This is a genomic window from Streptomyces sp. NPDC027185, from assembly GCF_055567035.1.
In genome coordinates this window covers 311,014-330,302 of sequence record NZ_JBVHRF010000008.1, presented here as the reverse complement: position 1 = coordinate 330,302, position 19,289 = coordinate 311,014, and the positions used below count along the sequence as shown (strand labels likewise).

The window sequence follows — 19,289 nt, the reverse complement described above, 5'->3', positions numbered from 1 at the left end:
GCTCAGCCCCCGGCCGCGTCGCCGCACAGCGCGTACAGCAGCTCGTACGCGGTGCCCGTCAGGCGGCAGGCGCGGCCGCGGCGGGTGGCGAGCGCGGCGACGCCGGTGCCGGTGGCGGGATGGAACCCGATGAACGCCTGCTGCCCGAACGTCGCCCCCATGTGGAACAGGAGCGGGCCGCCCGGCGCCGGATGCCGGAACCACGTCAGCGTATGGGTGTGCAGGCGTCCGGCGCCGCGTCGCAGCTGCGGCACCTGCACCGCGCGCACCGCCCCGGCCAGCGGCGTCGCGCCGGGGTCCAGATGCGCCTCCAGGAAGGTGAGCAGATCGCCGGGGGTGGCGCGGACCGCCGCCGCCGGGGCGAACGCGCCCATCGAACCGGCCGGTACGGGCGTGTGCCCGTCGGCCCGGTGGCCGAGCGCGTCGGTTCCGGTGGTGCCGGGCTCCAGCGCGGTGCCGGTCAGTCCGAGCGGGGCCAGCACCCGGCGGGTCAGCAGGGCGGGGAAGGCGGTGCCGGTGGCGCGGGCCAGTGCGCAGCCCAGCAGCGCCAGTCCGAAGTTGGAGTAGTGCCAGCGGGTCCCGGGCGGCCGGGGCCGGGTGCGGGCGAAGGCGTGCAGCAGCCGTTCGGTGCCGTAACCGTGGTAGCCGTTGGCGTACGGCTGGAGCAGGGCGCCGGGCACCATCTCGCGCGGGATCCGCGGCAGCCCGGAGGTGTGGGTGGCCAGATGGCGCAGGGTGATGCGGTGCGCGGTGCGGTGCGGTGGCGCGGGGCGGGGCAGGTGGGCGGTGAGCCGGTCGTCGGTGCCGACCGCGCCGTCACCGGCGAGCGCGGCGAACAGCAGGACCGTGAACGTCTTGCTGAGCGACCCGAGTTCGTAGCGCAGCGCGTGGCGGCCGGCGGGCGGGGGCGGGGCGGTGCCGCCGGTCAGGACGGTGCGGACGCCGCGGCGGGTGACGGCGACGACCACGTCCGGCGCCTCGATGGCGGCGACGGCGTCCGCCGCCCGCTCCGCCGCCGTCACCGCGCGTCCGACAGGGCCCGTGAGGTGGCCATCGCGGAGGCGAACGCGGCGACCAGCGTCGGATGGTGGACGGTGTCGAAGACCGTCCCGGCGTCACCGTCCGGCATCTCCCGCTGGAGCGGCATCGCCCCGCTCGCGTCCTGCGCCGCCGCGAACCGCTCCCACACCCCCGCGTCCAGCGACGGCCGCGGCAGACACGCGTCGACGACGAGGAGTTCCCCCAGCAGGTCCCAGTGGCCCAGGTCCGTCCAGTCCTCCAGCCACGCCGGGAGGTAGCGGGTGAGGTAGTCGGCGATCTTCGGCGGGATCCGTCCGGGGGCGGCGCCCCAGTTGGTGAGGTGGAAGACGGTGTGGGTCACGTCGTACGCGGTGTGCAGCTGCACCGTCCACGGCTCGGGGAGCTGCGCCAGCCAGGTGCGGGACAGGGCCCGGCCGATGTCGCCGCTCGGGGTCAGCCCGAGTTTGCGTTCGGCGTTGAGGACGCCCAGGCGCCGGTTGGGCACCATCTCCAGCGCCGACCAGCCGAGCGTCTGCCGGGCGGTGGCGATCGCGCGTTCCAGCTCCGGGTGGCGGTGGCCCAGCTCGTGGAAGCTGCCGTAGATCTCCAGCGGGACGGGGGAGAACGGCTCGTCGTGCTGGAGCGAGGCCAGGACGTTGCCGCCGTCGAGCAGTTCGCGCCAGGCGAAGTCCAGCAGCCGTCCGGCGTGGGTCCGTTGCCGTGAGCCGGCCACGCCCTCCCGGAACAGCACCTGCATGTTGATCACCAACTCGCCGACCGGTTTGAGCCGTTCCAGCAGCGCGCGGTTGGTGGCGCGGTCCTCAGGGGTCAGCCGGAAGTGTTCACGGTGGTCGTCGAGCCAGGCCAGGGCCCGGTCGCCGACCCCGTGGAGCAGTGCCGGGGACGCGGCCGTCACGGTCACGGTGCTGCCTCGCTCTCCTGGCCGGAAGCCGTGTGGGGAAGGTCGTCGGGGGCGGCGTCCGTACCGGCGCGGGCGAGCGTGGCGGCGAACGCGGTCACCAGGGTGGAGTGGTAGCAGAGGAGGAACGGGTCGTCCCCGTAGGGGAACTGCGCCGGATCGCCGGTCTCCGGCACCCCGCCGTCCGGCCGTTGCGCCGCGGCCAGCCGCTGCCAGGCGTCCGCCGGGCACCAGGGCTCGGGCAGGCACCCGCCGACGGCGAGGAGTTCGCCCGCCAGGTCCCACAGTTCCCGCTCCAGCTCGCCCTCCAGCCAGCAGGGCAGCCACAGCCGCAGATAGGCGGTGAGCGGCCCGGACATCCGGTGGCGGGCGCGTCCCCAGTCGGTGCGGTGGAAGACGTCGTGGGTGATGCCGTACGCGGCCCGGCGGTCCAGCAGCCAGGGCTCGGCGCGGACCCCCAGACCGGTCAGGGCGAACACCGCGTCGGGGTCGGCGTGGAGCGGAAGTCCGATGCGCCGTTCGGCGTTGAGGACGCTGAGCGTCCGGGTGTGGTCACCGCCCGCCACCCGCCAGCCGCGCAGCCCGGTGACGGTCGCCAGCAGGGCGTCGGCCTCCGGATGGCGCAGTCCGGCGCGGGCGAAGACCCCGTACAGCTCCACCGGGTACGCCGCCTGCGGCTCCCCGCGCACCAGCTCCGCGTGGAGCGCGCCGTGTCCGAACTCCGCCCAGGCGAACGCGAAGAGGTCGCCGGCCGCCTCGCGCACGTCGGCGCGCGGATGCCGGGCGTGGATCAGCTGGGTGAGTTCGGCCAGTTCGCCGAGGGGTTTGAGGGTGAGGTTCGGGTCGGCGTCGGTGGCGACGTCGGCGGGCAGCCGGAAGCGGTCGCGGTGGGTGCCGAGCCAGTCCAGCGCGCCGGTGACGACGGAGTCCAGCAGGTCGGGGGCGGCCGCCGCGGGCGGCGGGCCGCTCACTCCCCCCGCCCGTAGAAGCACCGGGCGGCGACGAGATGCAGGGCCACCCGGGCGTCGTCGCCGCCCATGTGGCCGATGAAGGTGAGCCCGGCGTCCAGCCCGAGCGTGGAGGGCACCCCGGGCAGCCGGGCCAGCCAGCGCCCGAGCCCCGCCGCCTGGAGCCAGTCCCGGCGGCGCACCGCGCGGACGAAGCCGCGGGCGAGATCGTCGGTACGGGCGGTCAGCGCGTCGGCGAGGGCGGGGGAGAGGCCGGGCAGCGCCAGCGCCGCCAGTTGGGAGGCGCGGTGGGCGAGCTTGGGCCAGGGGTCGGTGTCGATCCAGCCCGACGCGGCGTCCGGCGCCTGCGGCCAGGTCTCCGTCCCGCCGGGCAGGAACGCGTGGGACGCCTCGACCAGACCCCGGTAGCTCCAGACGGAGACCGCCGAGGCGTCGGCACCCGGCGGAAAGGCCGCCAGCGCCGCCCGTACGACGTCCCGGTCCGCGGGGTCCGCCGCCGGGGTGGGGGCGTCCACCGCGTACGGCGCGAGCGCGTCGGCGCCCAGGACGCGGACGGCGGCCGGTGCCAGCGCGTCGCCCGGTCCGAGGACGCGGGAGAGCGCATAAGGGCCGCCCTCGCCCCGGAGGGCGAGGGCGACCCCTGATGCGGCATCGGCGATCACGGTTCTCAGGGCTCCGGAACCCTCGGCCTGATCTACCAACGCACTACCTTTCAGCGCGGGTCCGGCTTGGGACGGGGGGTGGGGGGCGACGCCAGCAGGAGGCCGGCGAGCAGGGCCGCCCCGGCACACTCACGCGTGTCCCGGAAGGCGCCGTCCGGTTCGGTGGAGTCCAGCAGGTCCTCGACCTCGACGGCGAGGGTCACCGACTCGACCGAAGCTGTGCGATCCGTGGTCATGGGATCATCTCCTTCTACGGCAGTGACTTCACTCTTACATCACCTTTAATCCGGCGCAATCGGAAGAAACGGGCACCTGTGGCTGTCTGTGGCCGCCCGCGGGGGTGTGGGGTTTCCCGGGCGCGTACGGGGCGACGGTGCGTCAGGGGCGCCGATGGCGGGAGGCGGGCGCGGAGGGGCGGGCCGGCGGCGCCCTTCCCGGACGGGAGGGCGCCGCGCTCGCCCGGCCCGGGGTCATTCTCTGAAGGGCCGTCAAAAGCAGCTCCTCTTCGCCCTGTTGGCGACGGAGCGCGCGCCTCGGTGGCTCCGCTCCCGGCCCGGTCGCCCCCTCGATGCCGCCTCGGCTCCGCCCCCTCCCGCGTAGGGCCGTACCCGGAGGTCTGTCCGTCCGCGGGCGACGAGGCCCGCGCCGGGTCGGCCGGAGGCGGGCGGCCCGCTTCCGGGGGCCGGCGTCCGGGCATCGGCGCGGCGCCCGTACGGCGCGGGAAGCGGTCCCGCGGACGCGGCTACGGGGCGCCCCGACCGGCGCCCGCCCGGCCGTGTCCGGCGCCCGCCCGGCCGTGTCCGGCGGGCGTCCGGCCGTGTCCGGAGGAAGCTCCGACGCGCCTCGCAACTGCCCTGGCTGATCACCCGAAGGGATTGCAGATGCGTCAGAAACCCGCATATCTTTCCGCACATGCCTCCCTACACCCTCAGCCGGGCCGCGCGGTTGCTGGGCGTCAGCCCGGACACCGCGCGCCGTTGGGCCGACGCCGGACGGATCGCCACCCACCGCGACGAGAACGGCCGCCGCGTGATCGACGGCAAGGACCTCGCCGCCTTCGCCGCCGAGATCGGCCGCGGCGACGCGGACGAGGAGGGCTCCTACACCTCCGCCCGCAACGCCTTCCCCGGCATCGTCACCGCCGTCACCCTCGGCGATGTGGCGGCCCAGGTGGAGATCCAGGCCGGTCCGCACCGGCTGGTGTCGCTGCTCACCCGGGAAGCCGTCGAGGAACTCGGCCTGGAGGTCGGCACGGAGGCCACCGCCCGGGTCAAGGCCACCAGCGTGCACATCGACCGCGCCTGAGCCGCGCTCCCGCCCCGTCCGCCCGGACCGTCCCGCCCCGAAGGAGCCTCCATGCCGCACGCCGTGACCCGCCGCCGCGCCGCCGCGCTCATGACCGCCGCCCTGCTCGTCCCGCTCGCCGCCTGCGGCGGCAACGGCAAGGAGAAGGACACCGAGGGCGCCGCCACCGAACTGACGGTCCTCGCCGCCGCCTCCCTCACCGATGTCTTCACCACGGCGGGCGCCGCGTACGAGAAGGCGCACCCCGGCACCGAGGTGCACTTCTCCTTCGCCGGTTCGCAGGAACTGGCCGCGCAGGTACGGCAGGGCGCGCCCGCCGACGCACTGGTCACCGCCGACACCACCACCATGGACGGGCTCCGCGCCGACACCGGCAAGCCCACCGTCATCGCCAGGAACCGCCTGGTCATCGCCGTCGGCAAGGGCAACCCGAAGAAGATCCACACACTGAAGGACCTCACCGCCCCCGACGTGAAGGTGGTCCTCGCCGCCGCTGAGGTGCCCGTCGGACGCTACAGCGAGCAGGTGCTGGGCAAGCAGCATCTGACGGTGAAACCGGTCTCCCAGGAGCCCAACGTCCGCGCCGTCCTCAGCAAGGTCGAACTCGGCGAGGCGGACGCCGGGATCGTGTACAGGACGGACGCGGCCACCGCCCCCGGCAAGGTCGACGCCCTCACCATCCCCGACGCGCAGAACGCCGTCGCCGACTACCCCGCCGCCACCCTCAAGTCCTCCCGGCACGCCGCGGACGCCGCCGCGTTCGTGAAGTGGCTCGCCGCGCCCGAGGCCCAGCGGATCCTCCGCGAGGCCGGATTCCAGCAACCGTGACCCGCACATGACCCGTGCCGCGCGCCGGGCCCCGGCAGGTCCCGGCGCCCGGCCCGGCCACCGGATGGCAGGGTGACGACCAAACCCCGGCCCGTCCGCACCGCGGCCCCGCGAACGTACGGACGGAACCGGCCCGCGCGCCCGTAGCCGTAGCCGTCCGGCGGTGGCCCGGAGCGCCGCCGGGCCACCGGCCACCGCCCCGGCGCGCCGAACAGCCCGCCCCCGCACCGACGTACAGGAACCGCCATGGCACAGGAGCCGCGATGAGAAGCCGTCCGCCGCGGGGCCGGTGGTCCGGGGGGCGTACGCCCGTGGCGCTGGCGGTGCCCGCGCTGCTGGCCGTGGCGTTCCTGCTGCTGCCGCTCGTCGGCATCCTCGCCCGCACCTCCTGGAGCGAGCTGGGCACCCACCTCACCAGCCCCGGCGTCACCGAGGCGCTGCGGCTGTCCCTGCTGGTCTCCTGCTGGGCGCTGGGGCTGTCCCTGCTGCTCGGGGTGCCGCTCGCCTGGCTGCTGGCGCGCACCGCGTTCCCCGGGAAGGCGCTGGTGCGCTCGCTGGTGCTGCTGCCGATGGTGCTGCCGCCGACCGTCGGCGGCGTCGCGCTGCTCCTGGGCTTCGGCCGCCGCGGGGTGCTCGGCCCGTGGCTGGAGGACACCTTCGGGCTGACCCTGCCGTTCCACACCTCCGGCGCGGTCGTCGCCGCCACCTTCGTCGCCATGCCGTTCCTGGTCATCAGCCTCGAAGGCGCCCTCGCCGGACTCCGCCCCGCCTACGAGGAGACCGCCGCCTCCCTCGGCGCCTCCCCGCTCCGCGTCTTCGTCACCGTCACCCTCCCGATGATCGCTCCGGGCCTCGCCGCGGGCGCCGCCCTGACCTGGGCCCGCGCCCTCGGCGAATTCGGCGCCACCATCACCTTCGCCGGCAACCTGCCCGGCACCACCCAGACGCTGCCGCTCCAGGTCTATCTGCTGCTCCAGGACTCACCGGAGGCCGCCACCTCGGTCTCCCTGCTGCTCCTCGCCATCGCCATGGCCGTCCTGGTGGCCCTGCGCGGCCGCTGGGCGGGCACCCCCGCGCGCCGCACACCGCGCCGACCGGGTCCCGCCGGCCGGCCGGGCGCCACCGCCGCACCCGACAGCCCCGCGGACACCGGCCACGAGGACGCTCCCGCGCCCCCGGCGCCCGAGGACCGGTACGCCCTCCACGCCGACGTCACCGGCTTCACCACCCTCACCCTGGACGCCGCGCCCGGCACCACCCTCGCCGTCGTCGGACCCAACGGCGCGGGCAAGACCACCCTGCTGCGCGCCCTGCTCGGCCTCACCCCGCGCGCCCGCGCCGACCTGCGGCTCGGCGACCGCGACGCCACCGCGCTGCCCCCGCACCGCCGCGGCGTCGCCTGGGTCCCGCAGGACGGCGCGCTCTTCCCGCACCTCAGCGCCCTGAGCAACACCGCCTACGGGCTGCGCGCCCACGGCATGCCGCGCGCCGCCGCCCGCCGCGCCGCCCAGGAATGGCTCGACCGGCTCGGCGTCGGCCCGCTCGCCCACCGCCGCCCCGGCCAGCTCTCCGGCGGCCAGGCCCAGCGCGTCGCCCTCGCCCGCGCACTGGCCGCCCGCCCCCGGCTGCTGCTCCTCGACGAACCGCTCGCCGCCCTCGACCAGACCACCCGCGCCCACGTCCGCCACACCCTCCGCCGCCACCTCGCGGGCTTCGGCGGCGTCTGCCTGATCGTCACCCACGACCCGGTGGAGGCGGTGTCGCTCGCCGACCGGGTGCTGGTGCTCGACGGCGGCCGGGCCGTCCAGGACGCGCCGCCCGCCGAGGTCGCCCGCGGCCCGCGCTCCCCGTGGGTCGCCCGGATGCTGGGCCGCAACGCCTGGCCGGGCACCGCCACCGCCGACGGCCTCGCCCCCGACGGCGGCGGCCACGTCATCGCCGCCGACCCGCTGCCCGAAGGCACCGCGGCGCTCGCGATCGTCGCGCCGGAGGCCGTCGCCGTCCACCGCGAACGGCCCGGCGGCAGCCCCCGTAACGTCTGGCCCGGCACCGTACGGGAGATCACCGCGGCGGGCGGCCGGCTGCGGGTGCGGATCACCTCGCCGGCCGCCCCCGAGTTGATCGCCGAGGTCACCCCGCAGGCCGCCGCCGAACTGGGGCTGGCCGACGGCGTCGCCGTGTGGACGGGCGTCAAGGCGACGGAGGTCTGTCTCATCGCCCTGTGACGCCGCCGGCCCGGCCGGTCAGTGCGGTCGCTCGGCCGGTTCCAGGACGAAGACCGGGATCGTCCGGTCGGTCTTCTTCTGGTAGTCGGCGTAGTCGGGGAAGGCCGCCACGGCCCGCGCCCACCACTCGGCCTTCTCCGCGCCGTGCACCTCACGCGCCGTCATGTCCTGCCGCATCGGCCCGTCCTGGAGCTCCAGCCGGGGATCGGCCACCAGGTTGTGGTACCAGACCGGGTGCCGGGGCGCGCCGCCCAGCGACGCCACCGCCGCGTACCGGCCGTTGTGCTCCACCCGCATCACCGGTGACTTGCGCAGCTTCCCGCTCTTCGCGCCCTTGGTGGTCAGCACCACCACCGGCATCCCGCGCAGGGTCGTGCCCTTCGTCCCGCCGGAACTCTCGATCTCCTCGACCTGCTTGCGCACCCACTCCGTGGGGCTCGGCTCGTACTCGCCCGCAAGAGGCATCGGTGGCTCCTCGTCTCGTCGCTGTCTCGTCGTTGCCGTCACTCGCACCGCCGCGCGGCGGCCCGTCCCACTCAACACCGGCGCCCCGCCGTTCACTCCCGAACCGGGCGGTCGTGTCGTGGCCCGGGACCGGCGGCGGAGCACCGGGCCGCCCACGCGGCGCCGCCCCGCCCCGGCCCTCGCACCCCCGCGCCCGCCCCGTTGGCCGCCGGGCGCTCTTCCGCCCGCCGCCGCGGCGCCCGTACGGTCACCCCGCACACCGCCCGATCCCCGACGCCGATGAGGACCGCACATGTCCGCGCAGCAGACCGCCGCCCCCGCACCGGCGGCCGCCCCCACTCTCGAACGCGGCGCCATCGGGACGGGGGACCTCGTCTTCTTCGTGGTCGCCGCGGCCGCGCCGCTCACCGTCATGGCGGGCGCCGCACCCGTCGCCATCGCCATGGCGGGCCCCGCCGTGCCCCTCGGCTACCTCGTCGCCGGACTGCTCCTGGCCGTCTTCGCCGCCGGTTTCACCGCGATGAGCCGGTACGTCCGCAACGCCGGCGCCTTCTACGCGTACATCGGCCGCGGCCTGGGCCGCCCGGCCGGCGCCGGGGCCGCCTATGTCGCGCTGCTCGCCTACAACGCCCTGGAGGTCGGGCTGCTCGCCGCGTTCGGGCACTTCACGGCGGGCGCGTTCGCCGACCTCACCGGGGCCCGCACCGCCTGGTGGCCGTGGTCGCTCGGCGGGCTCGTCGCCATCGGTGTGCTCGGCTACCTCAAGGTCACCCTCAGCGCCAAGGTGCTCGGCGCCGCCCTCGTCCTGGAGGTGCTGGTCCTCCTCGTCCTGGAGACCGGCATCCTCGCGCACGGCGGCGGACCGGCCGGATGGGACCTCACCGTCCTCATGCCCGGCCGCCTCACCGGGTCCGGTGCCGGCGGCATGTTCGTCCTCGCGATCGGCGCGTTCATCGGCTTCGAGGCGACCGCCCTCTACGCCGAGGAGACCCGCGACGCGGCCCGCGCCGTGCCGCGCGCCACCTGCCTCGCCGTCGCCTTCCTCGCGCTCTTCTACACGCTCACCACCTGGCTGGTCATCAGCGCCTACGGGGCGGACCACGCCCAGGACGTCGCGCGCGGGCCCGGCGGCACCGACATGTTCTTCACGGCCGCCACCCGCTTCGCCGGCGCCTGGGCCGCCGACGCCATGCGGCTCCTCCTCGTCACCAGCGTCTTCGCCGCCACCCTCGCCTTCCACAACGGCGCCACCCGCTACGGCTACGCCCTCGGCCGCGAGGGACTGCTGCCCCGCCGCCTCGGCACCGTCTCCGCCCGCACCCGCGCGCCCGCCGCCGCCGTCCTCGCCCAGTCGGCGTGCGCGCTGCTCACCGTCGCCGTCACCGCCGCCGCGGGCGCCGACCCGTACGCGGTGACGTTCCTGTGGACCAGCGGCACCGGCATCGTCGGGGTGATGGTGCTCCAGGCGCTCGCCGCGGCGGCGGTGTTCGGCTTCTTCCGGGGCGACCGGCGCGGGCTGCCCCGGTGGCGGGTGGTGGCCGCGCCGCTGGTGGCGTGCGCCGGGCTGACCGCGCTGACCGTCCTGGTCTGCCGGAACTTCACCCTGCTCACCGGCGCCGGCCCCGGCGTCAACGCCGCCCTGCTCGCCCCGCTGCCCCTCGCCGGCGCCGCCGGGACCGCCGTGGCGCTGCGGATCCGCCGCCGCGACCGGACCGCGTACGCCCGGCTCACCACCGTCGACGCGGAGCGCGGCTGACCACACGCACCGGTGCCCCGGACCTCCGCGAGAAGGCCCGGGGCACCGGCGGTCACCGCGTCCTCACGGCACCAGGACCGGCTCCGGCTCCGGGCGGGCCCGGCGGCGCTGCTCCGACCAGGCGCGCAGCGCGGTGGCGCAGGCGTGGTCGAGATGGCGCAGCGCGGTCAGGTCCAGTTCGACCTCGCGCTCCGGCGGCAGCTCCGCCAACTCGTCCAGCAGCTTCGGCAGCCGCAGGAACGTGGCGTTGCCGACGGCCCGCACCCGGATCGGCGCGTCCCCCTCCGGCACCTCGATCTCCAGATGCACCTTCGAGGTGTCCCACGCGGTCTTGACGACGGCCAGCAGCAGACCGATCAGCACGCCCTCGAACATGTTGACCGTGACGATCGCCACCGCCGTGACCAGCAACACCAGTGCCTCACCGCGGTGTTCGCGCCACAGCGCCGGCAGCTCCCGCAGCGGGATCAGCTTCCACCCGGCGTGCACCAGCACACCCGCCAGCGCCGCGACCGGTACGACACCGAGCGCCGCCGGGAACGCCGCGGCGAACAGCAGGATCCACACCCCGTGCAGCACCCGCGACGCCTTCGTCCGCGCGCCCGCCTGCACATTCGCGGCGCTCCGCACGATCACCGCGGTCATTGGCAGCGCGCCGAGCACACCGCACACCGCGTTGCCCGCGCCCTGCGCCATCAGCTCCTTGTCGTAGTCGGTCTTCGGACCGTCGTGCAGCCGGTCCACCGCCGCCGCGCTGAACAGCGACTCCGCCGACGCGATCAGGGTGAACGACAGCACCGTGCCGAGCACCAGCGGTTCGGTCAGCCGGCCGATGTCGGCGAACCCGGGCGGCTGCACGGCCGCCAGCAGCCCGCTGACCTCGACCCGCGCCACCGGCAGATCCAGCACGAACACCGTGGCGGTGGCGAGCAGCACGGCGGCCAGCGGCGCCGGCAGCACCCGCGCCGCCCGCTTCCAGCGCGGCCACAGCACCAGGACGGCGATGGTGCCCGCGCCGACCGCGAAGGCGGTGGCGGCGCCGCCGTCCCCGACGGTCTGCCAGACCAGGCGGGGGAGCCCGGCGAGGTTGGCGAGGCCGTTGCCGGGCGCCTTGGCGTCGGTGAGGGTGTAGAGCTGCCCGGCGATCAGCACCAGGCCGATACCGGCCAGCATGCCCTGGACGACGGCCACCGAGATCGCCCGGAACCACCGCCCCCACCGCAACGCGCCCATCAGCAGTTGCAGCGCACCGGCGGCCAGCACGATGGCGCCCAGCGCCCCCAGCCCGTACTCCTGCACCGCTTCGTACACGAGGACGGTCAGACCGGCCGCCGGGCCGGAGACCTGGAGGCTGCTGCCGGGCAGCAGGCCCGTCAGCAGACCGCCGACGATACCGGTGACCAGGCCCAGTTCGGCGGGGACACCGGAGGCCACCGCGACGCCCACACAGAGCGGGACGGCGACGAGGAAGACGACGAGGGACGCGGCGAAGTCCGCCCGGAAGGACGGGAGTCGGTTCACGATCAGTCGATTCATGGTGGGTGGAACCGCCTTCACAGCGGGAGGAACGAGTCGGACGCCGGGTCGTGCACGGTGACCCGGCCGGTGTGGACCTCGTAGAACCAGCCGTGCAGGCGGACGGCGTCGTCCGCCAGCCGTTCGCGCACGCTCGGGTACGCACGCAGCCGGTCGACCTGTTCGCAGACATGGCGGCGGACGGCGTTGGCCGCGGCCGGTTCCGCGTCGTGGGGCAGGGAGTCGGAGAGTTCCTGGCTGAGCCAGTCGTGGACGTCCGGCGCCGAGGTCAGATCCTCGCCGCGGCACTTCGCGCCGACCGCTCCGCAGTGCGAGTGGCCGCAGACGACGATGTCGGCGACCTTCAGCACCCGCATGGCGTACTCGATGGTGGCGGCCTCGGAACTCGCCGCCCGGCCGGGGGAGTAGAGGGGCACGGCGTTGCCCGCCGTGCGCAGTTCGAAGAGTTCTCCCGGGCGCGCGCCGGTGATCAGCGACGGGATGACCCGGGAGTCGGAGCAGGTGATGAAGAGGGCGAGCGGCGACTGCCCGTCGGCGAGCTTGCCGTAGGTCTCCCGCTCCTCCTCACGGTCGGCGATACGGGCACTGTGGCCCCGGGCGTGCTGGATGAAGGTGTCCATCTGGACGGGTTCTCCTGCTGATGAGGGTGGGCCGTGGAAAGGCCGCCAGGAGGCGGCCGGAACGCATGGTGCGGTCGGTCCGTGGCGCGCTCAGCAGCGGAACACACAGTGCAGAAGGGGAAGTTCGGACGGCTGTCGCCTTCCGTCGTCGGTCCGTGGCGGTACGGCGTGTCCGCCGGCCGCGGGAGTACGGACGGCGGGGGCGCGGTCCGGGGCCCCGGGGGCGCCCGGAGGCGGCAGCGGGGCGGCGTTGCGCGCGCCGCGCCGTATCCCCTGGCCGCGGTCGTTCTCGCGTTCGGCGAGTTCACCGTTGGTGTAGCTCGGTGAGACGACGACGGGCGGTGCCGCCGCGCCGGTGACCGCGGTCGCCGGCACCGCCGCGAAGTTGGCGGTCGGCACCGCGGTGCCCAGCAGGAAGAGAAGGATCACGGTGAGCGTGGTCAGTGGTAGTACGGCCGGACGGCGTCCGTCCGGTGTGGTGTTGTCCCGGCGCATCATCGCCTCTCGGGTTCGGCCGGCCTCGGGTTCCCGGGCCGGTCGTGGTCGGGGTGGTGGGTGGAAGGTGCGCGGTCGCCGTGGGCGGGCCGCGCGCGGGGCCGGGGCGCTTCGTGCCCCGGCCGGTCAGGCGGCGGCGCTCTCCAGGGCGGAGATCTCCGCCAGCGACATCTCCAGCCGCTGGTGCAGGAACCGCACGATCGTCCAGTGCGGCAACGCACCTTCGTCGAACGCTCCGAACGCCGCGCAGTACAGCGGTATCCAGCGCAGCGCCTCCTCCAGCACCTGCTCGCGGCCCGGCTCGCGCTGGTAGTCCTCGTACGCGATCGAGCGGTGCTCGATGAAGAACCGGCCGGGCAGCCGCTCCTCGCACAGCGCGCGGTACTCGCGGGTCTGGAGGATCAGGTAGTGCCAGATCTCGTCGATCTCCTGCTCCACGGGGAGGAAGAGACCGCCGAGCCGGTCGTGGTGGCGCGAGACGAGGTAGAGGTAGCGCAGGCACTCGGTCACCTGGCGCTCGGCGAACTCCCGCGGCACACCGGTGGTCCGCACGGTGTGGTCGACCGTCTCGGTGTGCAGCCGGTCGCCGAGCAGCGCGGTCAGCTCGTCGGCGGTCACGGCGGCGGTCGGGGCGGCGGCGAAGGTCATGGGTTCTCCCGTGGGCGGTCGGCGTCGTGGGTCAGGCGCCGGTGGCGAGCCAGGCGTACTTGCCGGAGGCGCCGATCGGCAGGTGGGCGTGGTGGTCGGCCCGGCAGTCGCGGCCGGTCAGCGCCCGGACACCGTCCTCCAGCGCGGTGCGCTCCGCGGCGGTCAGCGGCGCCCCGTCGAACGTGGTGTACGCGAGGGTGGCCGGTCCGCCGTCGCTGCCGCCGGTGCGCAGCTGGTGCAGGAAGATCCGGGGGCTGGCGGCACCGATCCGGTCGTCGAGGTCGCCCTGCGCCACCGGCCCGTGCGCGGTGGCCAGCAACTCCTTCTCCCGCCCGCAGAACCGCACGATCCGCTCCGGGTCCGGCACCCCGCCCTCGGTACGGACGCAGTCCCCCGAGCGGTAGCGCACCAGCGGCATGTACGGGTTGCGGACGCTGGTGACGATGAGCTGGAAGATCTCGCTGCCGGGGGCGACGGGCAGCAGTTCGACGCTCATCCGGTCCAGGTGCGGGTGGTAGCGCCCGCGGCGGTCGCTGAAGAAGAGGTAGCCCAGTTCGGTGGAGCCGAAGAGGTCGATGACCGGACAGGCGAAGTGCTGCGCCAGGAAACGGCGGACGTTGACCGGCGTGTACTCGTACGCGTGGATGATGCTGGCCGGCGGCGGGAAGTCGTCCCACAGGCCCCACCGGCCGATCTTCAGCAGCAGATGCGCCAGGTGGTAGCCGGAGCAGTCGAGGTGGTACCAGCCGCGCGGATGCGCCTGCCGGGCCTCGTCGATCTCGCCGAGCATCCGCACGACCTCGTCGCGCTCCCACAGCGCCGGATCGAGCCGGAGGTTGACGTACGAGGTGCGGGGGTCGAGCCGCCGGTCGGCGGGGCCGGGGGAGGCGTCGGGCGCGGCGCCGCGCTTGGCGGCGTTGACGCGGGCGACGTGCTCGGTGGCCAGGACGGTGGTCAGCGACACCCGGCGGCAGCCCTCCTGCCAGGTGTGTGCGATGTCCGGGTGCTCGCTCCACAGCCGGTAGTAGGAGCGCAGCAGGAAGTAGGGCGGCCGGATGAGCTGCATCCGGGCGTGGTTGGTGCCGGTGGACAGGACGAACTCGGCGTCGCCGTTCTCCAGTGCGCGGGCCAGCTCCGGGGTCATCCAGTTGTCGGGGAAGCCGCGGGCGATCTCCGGCTTGTCGAGCAGGGGGAAGTGCCCCCGCTCCAGGGCGTCACGGTAGATCGGTATGTCCTTGATCTGCGCGCGGACCTCGGCCGTCGGCTGGCCGTCCCACTCCATGTGCGTACCTTCACTCGTGCTCGGAAACGGGCACCCGGCGGGAGGCGACGGGCGCGGGGCCGCCGCCTCCCGGGGCGGACGGTCAGGAGATACAGCCGGCCTTCGTCGCGCTGATGCACCCGGACTTGGGCGCGGCGCTGATGCAGCCGGTCTTCGGGGCGGCGCTGATGCAGCCGTTCTTGGCGGCGGCGCTCGCGGAGTTGGCGGCGAGCCAGCCCTGCCAGACGTCGTCCTGCGCCATCTTCTTGATGAGCTGCTCCATGTCGGCCTCCGGGGCGTTCGTGGGTGGGGTGGTGCGGCACCGGACGTCGCCGCACCACCCGAAAGTAAAAGGATCACCAAGTGGGTGTCAATGAAAGGCAATGTGTCCTTCGGGTGAAGGACCTTCCGCGCGCCATCTTTGGCGCGATTCCGCCGCTCGTATCGGCGGCGGGGGTGTGACGGGGCCGACCGCGGCGGTCGGGTGGCCGGGCCTCCGTCAAGAAGTGGGCTTCCGTGGTCAGTTGGGGATGACCTGGTCCGCCCGCCGTCCGCGGCGGTCCCGTCGCGGCGCCGCCGGGGGCGGCGTGCGGGCGGTGGACCTGGTGTGACACTCCGTCAGATATGAAGATGCTGAAAAGATGGGCATATGCCAATCGGCCGGTGAGCTGCGGCATTGAATGGTGGAGAAGGGTGGCCCGATGGTTCGGAGGGTGACGGGATAACCCCTCGAATGGGTGGGGCAAAAGGTGCGGAAGTCGATATTCCCGGCGACTATTTTCGCTCTCACTTGGAGGTGAGTAGGGTGTGCCCCGCCACGGACGGATCGGGGGAAACGATCCGGCTTAATTCGGCACGCAGAGAATGTGAGCGGGGGGACGATGACGCCTTCAGGACCAGGAGGGGCTCATGGCGGCGGGCTCATTCGAAGGGCAGTACGTGTGGAGTCCGGCGGCCAATGACCGGCAGTTGGCGCAGGCGTGCATGGATGTCAGGGCCGGCCGGTACTTCAGCGCACATGAGGTACTCAAAGAGGCTCGGGGGGATTTCGAGGTCCGCGCACACCGGTCGCTGGTGCTGGCATCGGAAGCCGCCGACTCGGACCTGTCGGAACGCTGGATAGCGGAAGAACCCGGACCCGAAGCCGCACTCATGTGGGCGCGGGTCGCGATGATCCGGGCATTGCGCATGGCGGATACCGCGGACCGGCGGCACGAAGCCCTGGTACGTATCGCGCGGACCGCCGCCGAGCGCGCCGCCCAGATGCTGCCCGACGACCCCACCCCCTGGGTCTGCCAGCTGGCGCTCGCCCGTTTCCAGCGGCCCCGTGACCCGGCCCCGCAGGGCCTGCTCACCGCGCCCACCGGACCGTGGTACCTCTTCGCCCACATCCTCCGGATCGACCCCTGGCACCGCGAGGCCCACCACCGCTTCCTCTCCTTCTTCTTCAGCCGTAACGGCGGTTCGGCGAGCGCCAGCTGGGACGTCGCCGCCTTCCTCGGACAGCGCGCCGCGGCCTCCTCACCGCTGCGGCTGCTGCCGCTGGTCGCACTGGTCGACGAGTACGACCCGACAGCGCTGCTGGCCGACCGGACCTGGGAACAGCCGCAGTGGACCAGCACCGCGCTGAGCATCCACCGCCACTGGTTCCCGCACGTGGCCGACTACCGCTTCGTGCCGGTGGTCGACCTCTCCCATCTCGCGCACGCGCTGTTCATGGCGAAGCGTGAATTCGAGGCGCGCGAGGTCTTCACGGCGATGGGGCCCTACGCGGCCCGTATGCCGTGGAGCGCCTTCGGGCCGCCCGAAGAGCAATTGACGAAGGCCAGGCGCTCCTGCGGCCTGCCGGTCCCCGGGGCCGCCTGAGCGTCATTTCCCTTCAGCTGCGGACGCATACCTGAGATCCGACGCGTACCGATAGCGCCGAAAGTGCGACTGTTCGCCCCCACCGAAGTCCCCTATCAGCTCTGTCAGAAAGGATACGGTTGTGTCCGAGCGCATTGCGCCGCCCCGCTCGAAAACATCCGGCCCGGTGGATACCGGGACGCTCGATGACGATGCCACACTGCACGCGATGGGATATCCGCGGAAACTCACCCGAAGATTCCGTGCCTTCGACAATTTCGCGATCTCCTTCACCATCATCAACATTATCTCCGGGATCTTCTCCTCCTTCGGTTTCGGAATGAACGCGGGCGGCCCGCGTATTTTGGTGTTCGGCTGGATCGGTGTGTCGGTCATGGTGCTGTTCGTCGGCGCCGCGATGGGGGAAATCGCCTCCGCCTATCCCACCAGCGGCGCCCTTTACTTCTCCGCCGGAAAGCTCGCCAAGCGCCACCGCGGCGCCTGGTCCTGGTACACCGGCTGGCTCAACTTCGTCGGTCAGGTCGGCGGCACCGCGGCCACCAACTTCGCCGCCGCCACCTTCATCCAGGCGTTCATCGGCATGCAGTGGCCGTCCTACGTGGCCACCCCGCAGCAGACCGTCGGCATCACCGCCGTCATCCTGCTGCTCCAGGCGCTGGCCAACACCTACACCGTGCGGCTGGTCGCGGTGTTCAACCGCATTTCCGTCTGGTGGCTGCTCATCGGCCTGGTGGTGATCGTCACCGCGCTGACGGTCATCCCCGACAGCCATCAGCCGGCGTCGTTCGTCACCCATTTCGCCAACAACACCGGCTTCACCCACGCGATTTACGGCGGAATGCTCGGACTGCTGGTCACCAGCTGGACGTTCACCGGCTTCGACGGCAGCTTTCACATGTCGGAAGAGACCGTGAAGGCCACCGTCAACGCCCCGCGCGGGATCATGCGTGCGATCAGCTACTCCGCCCTCACCGGCCTCATCCTCATGCTCGCACTGGTGTACGCGATCAAGGATTACGGGCATGCGGCGAGCGCCGACGCGCCGCCCGTGCAGATTCTCATCGACGCGCTCGGACCGGGCACCGCCAAGCTGCTCCTGTTGATCGTCATCGGCGCGATGCTCTTCTGCGGGCTCGCCAACATGACGAGCAATACCCGGCAGATCTTCGCCTTCTCCCGCGACGGTGCGATGCCCGGTTCCCGCTGGTGGCATTCGGTTTCCGCGCGTACCCGCACCCCCGTCAAGGCGGTATGGCTGGCCGCCGCCTGTCCGCTCGTGCTGGTGCTGCCCGGATGGTGGTCACACACCGCGTTCACCGCTGTCGTCAGCGTCAATGTCGTGGGTCTCTTCCTCGCCTACGGGGTGCCGATATTCCTCCGGCTGCGGCTCGACGACTTCCGGCCGGGTCCGTGGAACCTCGGGCGATTCGGTAAGCCCGTCGCCTTCATCGCGGTGGCCTGGATCCTTATCAGCAATGTGCTGTTCATGCTGCCGCAGGCGTATCCGATCACCGCGGAGTCGTTCAACTACGCGCCGATCGCCCTCGCGGTGGTCCTCGTCATCGCCACCGTCTGGTGGTTCGCCACCGCCCGCCGCCGCTTCCAGGGGCCGGTCAGCTACGGCCGCCCCGACGAGGTCGCCGCCATGGATCTCATCTGACACTCCGCCCGGCCACGGGCCCGGCCGGGGACGCGGCGTACCGCGCTCCTCGCCGGGCCCCGGCCCCGACCGAAGGGACGCCACCGATGTCCGCCTCCGGCACCTCCGCCCCCGAACTCACCGTCGCCGCCGCCTCGTCCAAGGACTGGCTCCTCATCGAGGAGTGGGCGGCCGACGAGGAGTGGAACCCCGGGCTCGCCGACACCGGGTGCTTCCACCCCACCGACCCGGCCGGGTTCTTCACCGGCCGCCTCGGCGACCGCACCGTCTCCGCCGTCTCCGTCGTCACCTACTCCGACAGCTACGCCTTCCTCGGCTACTACCTCGTCCACCCCGGACACCGCGGGCGGGGCCTGGGCCTTGCCACCTGGCGCGCCGCCCTGCCGCACGCCGGGGCCCGCACCATCGGGCTCGACGCCGTCCCCGCCCAGAAGGCCACGTACGAGCGCGCCGGGTTCACCGCCGCCCACGAATCCGTCCGCTACGCCGGTCGCCCCGCCCCGGCGGACGGCCCCTCGGCCGCCGAGCCGTACACCGCGGCCCACCACGACGCGGTCCTCGCCTACGACCGCACGTGCTTCCCCGCCGACCGGTCCGGGTTCCTCGGCCGCTGGCTGGCCGCGCCCGGCCACACCGTCCGCGTCGTCCTGCGCGACGGGGCCCTCACCGGGTACGGCGTGATCCGCCCGGCCCGCAGCGGGCACCGCATCGGGCCGCTCTTCGCCGACACCCCCGAGGACGCGGCCACGCTCTTCGACGCGCTCGCCGAAGCCGCCGGGCCCGCCGCCGAGATCGTCATCGACGTGCCGGAAACCGCCCCCGCCACCCAGGAGTTGGCGCGGGCCCGGGGCCTGGCGCCGGTCTCCCGCTCCACCCGGATGTACACCGGCCCCGTACCGGCCGTCCGCCAGGACCGCATCCACGGGATCACCAGCCTGGAACTGGGCTAGGAGCGGCGACCGGCCGGCCGCACGGGCGCGGACGGCCGGTCCGGCGCCGTAATCCGGTTGACCGGGCCGCGGGGCGGCGCTGCATGGTGGCGTCCGGGCGCCACG

The 19,289-nt window shown here is 73.7% G+C and carries 19 protein-coding genes; 7 read left to right on the top strand and 12 right to left on the bottom strand.

The window, feature by feature from the left end:
* Positions 1–2: 2 nt before the first annotated feature.
* Genes ACZ4M8_RS25755 through ACZ4M8_RS25735 form a run of 5 tightly spaced genes read right to left on the bottom strand, consistent with a single transcriptional unit; the run spans position 3 to position 3,805 of the window.
* Positions 3–1,022, bottom strand: coding sequence for a serine hydrolase domain-containing protein (locus ACZ4M8_RS25755; RefSeq protein ID WP_467611160.1), 1,020 nt, complete (start codon positions 1,020–1,022; stop codon positions 3–5).
* Complete coding sequence (locus ACZ4M8_RS25750) at positions 1,019–1,942, bottom strand: DUF6895 family protein (RefSeq protein ID WP_467611158.1); 924 nt, start codon at positions 1,940–1,942, stop codon at positions 1,019–1,021. Before ACZ4M8_RS25750 ends, ACZ4M8_RS25755 begins: the two co-directional genes overlap by 4 nt.
* The gene (locus tag ACZ4M8_RS25745) at positions 1,939–2,910 is read right to left on the bottom strand and encodes a DUF6895 family protein (RefSeq protein WP_467611156.1); all 972 of its coding nucleotides are present in this window, start codon (positions 2,908–2,910) and stop codon (positions 1,939–1,941) included. The genes ACZ4M8_RS25750 and ACZ4M8_RS25745 overlap by 4 nt, the downstream gene beginning before the upstream one ends.
* Positions 2,907–3,569 (bottom strand): hypothetical protein, encoded by a 663-nt coding sequence (locus ACZ4M8_RS25740; RefSeq protein WP_467611154.1) that lies wholly within the window; start codon positions 3,567–3,569, stop codon positions 2,907–2,909. The genes ACZ4M8_RS25745 and ACZ4M8_RS25740 overlap by 4 nt, the downstream gene beginning before the upstream one ends.
* 50 nt (positions 3,570–3,619) lie before the next feature.
* Positions 3,620–3,805 carry a hypothetical protein gene (locus ACZ4M8_RS25735; protein WP_467611152.1) on the bottom strand — a complete coding sequence of 62 codons (186 nt, stop codon included), beginning with the start codon at positions 3,803–3,805 and terminating at the stop codon, positions 3,620–3,622.
* A gap of 676 nt (positions 3,806–4,481) precedes the next feature.
* Here ACZ4M8_RS25735 and ACZ4M8_RS25730 point away from each other — a divergent pair.
* The 3 genes from ACZ4M8_RS25730 to ACZ4M8_RS25720 all read left to right on the top strand — a co-directional run bounded on the left by ACZ4M8_RS25730 (position 4,482) and on the right by ACZ4M8_RS25720 (position 7,927).
* On the top strand, positions 4,482–4,874 hold the full coding sequence (locus ACZ4M8_RS25730; RefSeq protein WP_467611150.1) for a TOBE domain-containing protein: 393 nt from the start codon (positions 4,482–4,484) through the stop codon (positions 4,872–4,874).
* Positions 4,875–4,925: 51 nt separating this feature from the next.
* The gene (modA, locus tag ACZ4M8_RS25725) at positions 4,926–5,702 is read left to right on the top strand and encodes a molybdate ABC transporter substrate-binding protein (protein ID WP_467611148.1); all 777 of its coding nucleotides are present in this window, start codon (positions 4,926–4,928) and stop codon (positions 5,700–5,702) included.
* A gap of 263 nt (positions 5,703–5,965) precedes the next feature.
* The gene (locus ACZ4M8_RS25720) at positions 5,966–7,927 is read left to right on the top strand and encodes an ABC transporter permease (RefSeq protein WP_467611146.1); all 1,962 of its coding nucleotides are present in this window, start codon (positions 5,966–5,968) and stop codon (positions 7,925–7,927) included.
* A gap of 18 nt (positions 7,928–7,945) precedes the next feature.
* Here the strand turns inward: ACZ4M8_RS25720 and ACZ4M8_RS25715 are convergent, their stop codons facing one another.
* On the bottom strand, positions 7,946–8,392 hold the full coding sequence (locus tag ACZ4M8_RS25715; protein WP_467611144.1) for a nitroreductase family deazaflavin-dependent oxidoreductase: 447 nt from the start codon (positions 8,390–8,392) through the stop codon (positions 7,946–7,948).
* Between the two features lie 292 nt (positions 8,393–8,684).
* Here ACZ4M8_RS25715 and ACZ4M8_RS25710 point away from each other — a divergent pair, with 292 nt between their 5' ends.
* On the top strand, positions 8,685–10,148 hold the full coding sequence (locus ACZ4M8_RS25710) for an APC family permease (protein WP_467611142.1): 1,464 nt from the start codon (positions 8,685–8,687) through the stop codon (positions 10,146–10,148).
* A gap of 63 nt (positions 10,149–10,211) precedes the next feature.
* On the opposite strand, the gene ACZ4M8_RS25705 is transcribed toward ACZ4M8_RS25710, so the two are convergent.
* The 6 genes from ACZ4M8_RS25705 to ACZ4M8_RS25680 form a co-directional block, all read right to left on the bottom strand.
* Entirely contained in the window at positions 10,212–11,684 is a 1,473-nt protein-coding gene (locus ACZ4M8_RS25705) for a SulP family inorganic anion transporter (protein WP_467611140.1), read from the bottom strand.
* A gap of 17 nt (positions 11,685–11,701) precedes the next feature.
* The gene (locus ACZ4M8_RS25700) at positions 11,702–12,304 is read right to left on the bottom strand and encodes a carbonic anhydrase (RefSeq protein WP_467611138.1); all 603 of its coding nucleotides are present in this window, start codon (positions 12,302–12,304) and stop codon (positions 11,702–11,704) included.
* Positions 12,305–12,394: 90 nt separating this feature from the next.
* A complete protein-coding gene (locus tag ACZ4M8_RS25695) occupies positions 12,395–12,733 on the bottom strand; it encodes a hypothetical protein (protein ID WP_467611136.1) in 339 nt (112 codons plus the stop codon).
* Between the two features lie 192 nt (positions 12,734–12,925).
* Entirely contained in the window at positions 12,926–13,447 is a 522-nt protein-coding gene (locus ACZ4M8_RS25690; protein ID WP_467611134.1) for a glycine-rich domain-containing protein, read from the bottom strand.
* Between the two features lie 31 nt (positions 13,448–13,478).
* Entirely contained in the window at positions 13,479–14,729 is a 1,251-nt protein-coding gene (locus ACZ4M8_RS25685) for a hypothetical protein (RefSeq protein ID WP_467611132.1), read from the bottom strand.
* A gap of 82 nt (positions 14,730–14,811) precedes the next feature.
* The gene (locus tag ACZ4M8_RS25680; RefSeq protein ID WP_467611130.1) at positions 14,812–14,991 is read right to left on the bottom strand and encodes a hypothetical protein; all 180 of its coding nucleotides are present in this window, start codon (positions 14,989–14,991) and stop codon (positions 14,812–14,814) included.
* 626 nt (positions 14,992–15,617) lie between these two features.
* Between ACZ4M8_RS25680 and ACZ4M8_RS25675 the strand changes: the two genes are divergently transcribed.
* From ACZ4M8_RS25675 to ACZ4M8_RS25665, 3 genes are all read left to right on the top strand, one after another.
* On the top strand, positions 15,618–16,574 hold the full coding sequence (locus ACZ4M8_RS25675) for a hypothetical protein (protein ID WP_467611128.1): 957 nt from the start codon (positions 15,618–15,620) through the stop codon (positions 16,572–16,574).
* 208 nt (positions 16,575–16,782) lie between these two features.
* On the top strand, positions 16,783–18,234 hold the full coding sequence (locus tag ACZ4M8_RS25670; RefSeq protein WP_467611320.1) for an amino acid permease: 1,452 nt from the start codon (positions 16,783–16,785) through the stop codon (positions 18,232–18,234).
* 86 nt (positions 18,235–18,320) lie between these two features.
* Positions 18,321–19,184, top strand: coding sequence for a GNAT family N-acetyltransferase (locus tag ACZ4M8_RS25665; protein WP_467611126.1), 864 nt, complete (start codon positions 18,321–18,323; stop codon positions 19,182–19,184).
* Positions 19,185–19,289: the final 105 nt, after the last annotated feature.

What these genes read in the sequence shown, in the direction of transcription:
- ACZ4M8_RS25735 (WP_467611152.1), bottom strand. Translation starts at nt 3,805, where the DNA reads ATGACCACGGATCGCACAGCTTCGGTCGAGTCGGTGACCCTCGCCGTC.
- ACZ4M8_RS25730 (WP_467611150.1), top strand. Translation starts at nt 4,482, where the DNA reads ATGCCTCCCTACACCCTCAGCCGGGCCGCGCGGTTGCTGGGCGTCAGC.
- modA (WP_467611148.1), top strand. Translation starts at nt 4,926, where the DNA reads ATGCCGCACGCCGTGACCCGCCGCCGCGCCGCCGCGCTCATGACCGCC.
- ACZ4M8_RS25720 (WP_467611146.1), top strand. Translation starts at nt 5,966, where the DNA reads ATGAGAAGCCGTCCGCCGCGGGGCCGGTGGTCCGGGGGGCGTACGCCC.
- ACZ4M8_RS25715 (WP_467611144.1), bottom strand. Translation starts at nt 8,392, where the DNA reads ATGCCTCTTGCGGGCGAGTACGAGCCGAGCCCCACGGAGTGGGTGCGC.
- ACZ4M8_RS25710 (WP_467611142.1), top strand. Translation starts at nt 8,685, where the DNA reads ATGTCCGCGCAGCAGACCGCCGCCCCCGCACCGGCGGCCGCCCCCACT.
- ACZ4M8_RS25705 (WP_467611140.1), bottom strand. Translation starts at nt 11,684, where the DNA reads ATGAATCGACTGATCGTGAACCGACTCCCGTCCTTCCGGGCGGACTTC.
- ACZ4M8_RS25700 (WP_467611138.1), bottom strand. Translation starts at nt 12,304, where the DNA reads ATGGACACCTTCATCCAGCACGCCCGGGGCCACAGTGCCCGTATCGCC.
- ACZ4M8_RS25690 (WP_467611134.1), bottom strand. Translation starts at nt 13,447, where the DNA reads ATGACCTTCGCCGCCGCCCCGACCGCCGCCGTGACCGCCGACGAGCTG.
- ACZ4M8_RS25685 (WP_467611132.1), bottom strand. Translation starts at nt 14,729, where the DNA reads ATGGAGTGGGACGGCCAGCCGACGGCCGAGGTCCGCGCGCAGATCAAG.
- ACZ4M8_RS25680 (WP_467611130.1), bottom strand. Translation starts at nt 14,991, where the DNA reads ATGGAGCAGCTCATCAAGAAGATGGCGCAGGACGACGTCTGGCAGGGC.
- ACZ4M8_RS25675 (WP_467611128.1), top strand. Translation starts at nt 15,618, where the DNA reads ATGGCGGCGGGCTCATTCGAAGGGCAGTACGTGTGGAGTCCGGCGGCC.
- ACZ4M8_RS25670 (WP_467611320.1), top strand. Translation starts at nt 16,783, where the DNA reads ATGGGATATCCGCGGAAACTCACCCGAAGATTCCGTGCCTTCGACAAT.
- ACZ4M8_RS25665 (WP_467611126.1), top strand. Translation starts at nt 18,321, where the DNA reads ATGTCCGCCTCCGGCACCTCCGCCCCCGAACTCACCGTCGCCGCCGCC.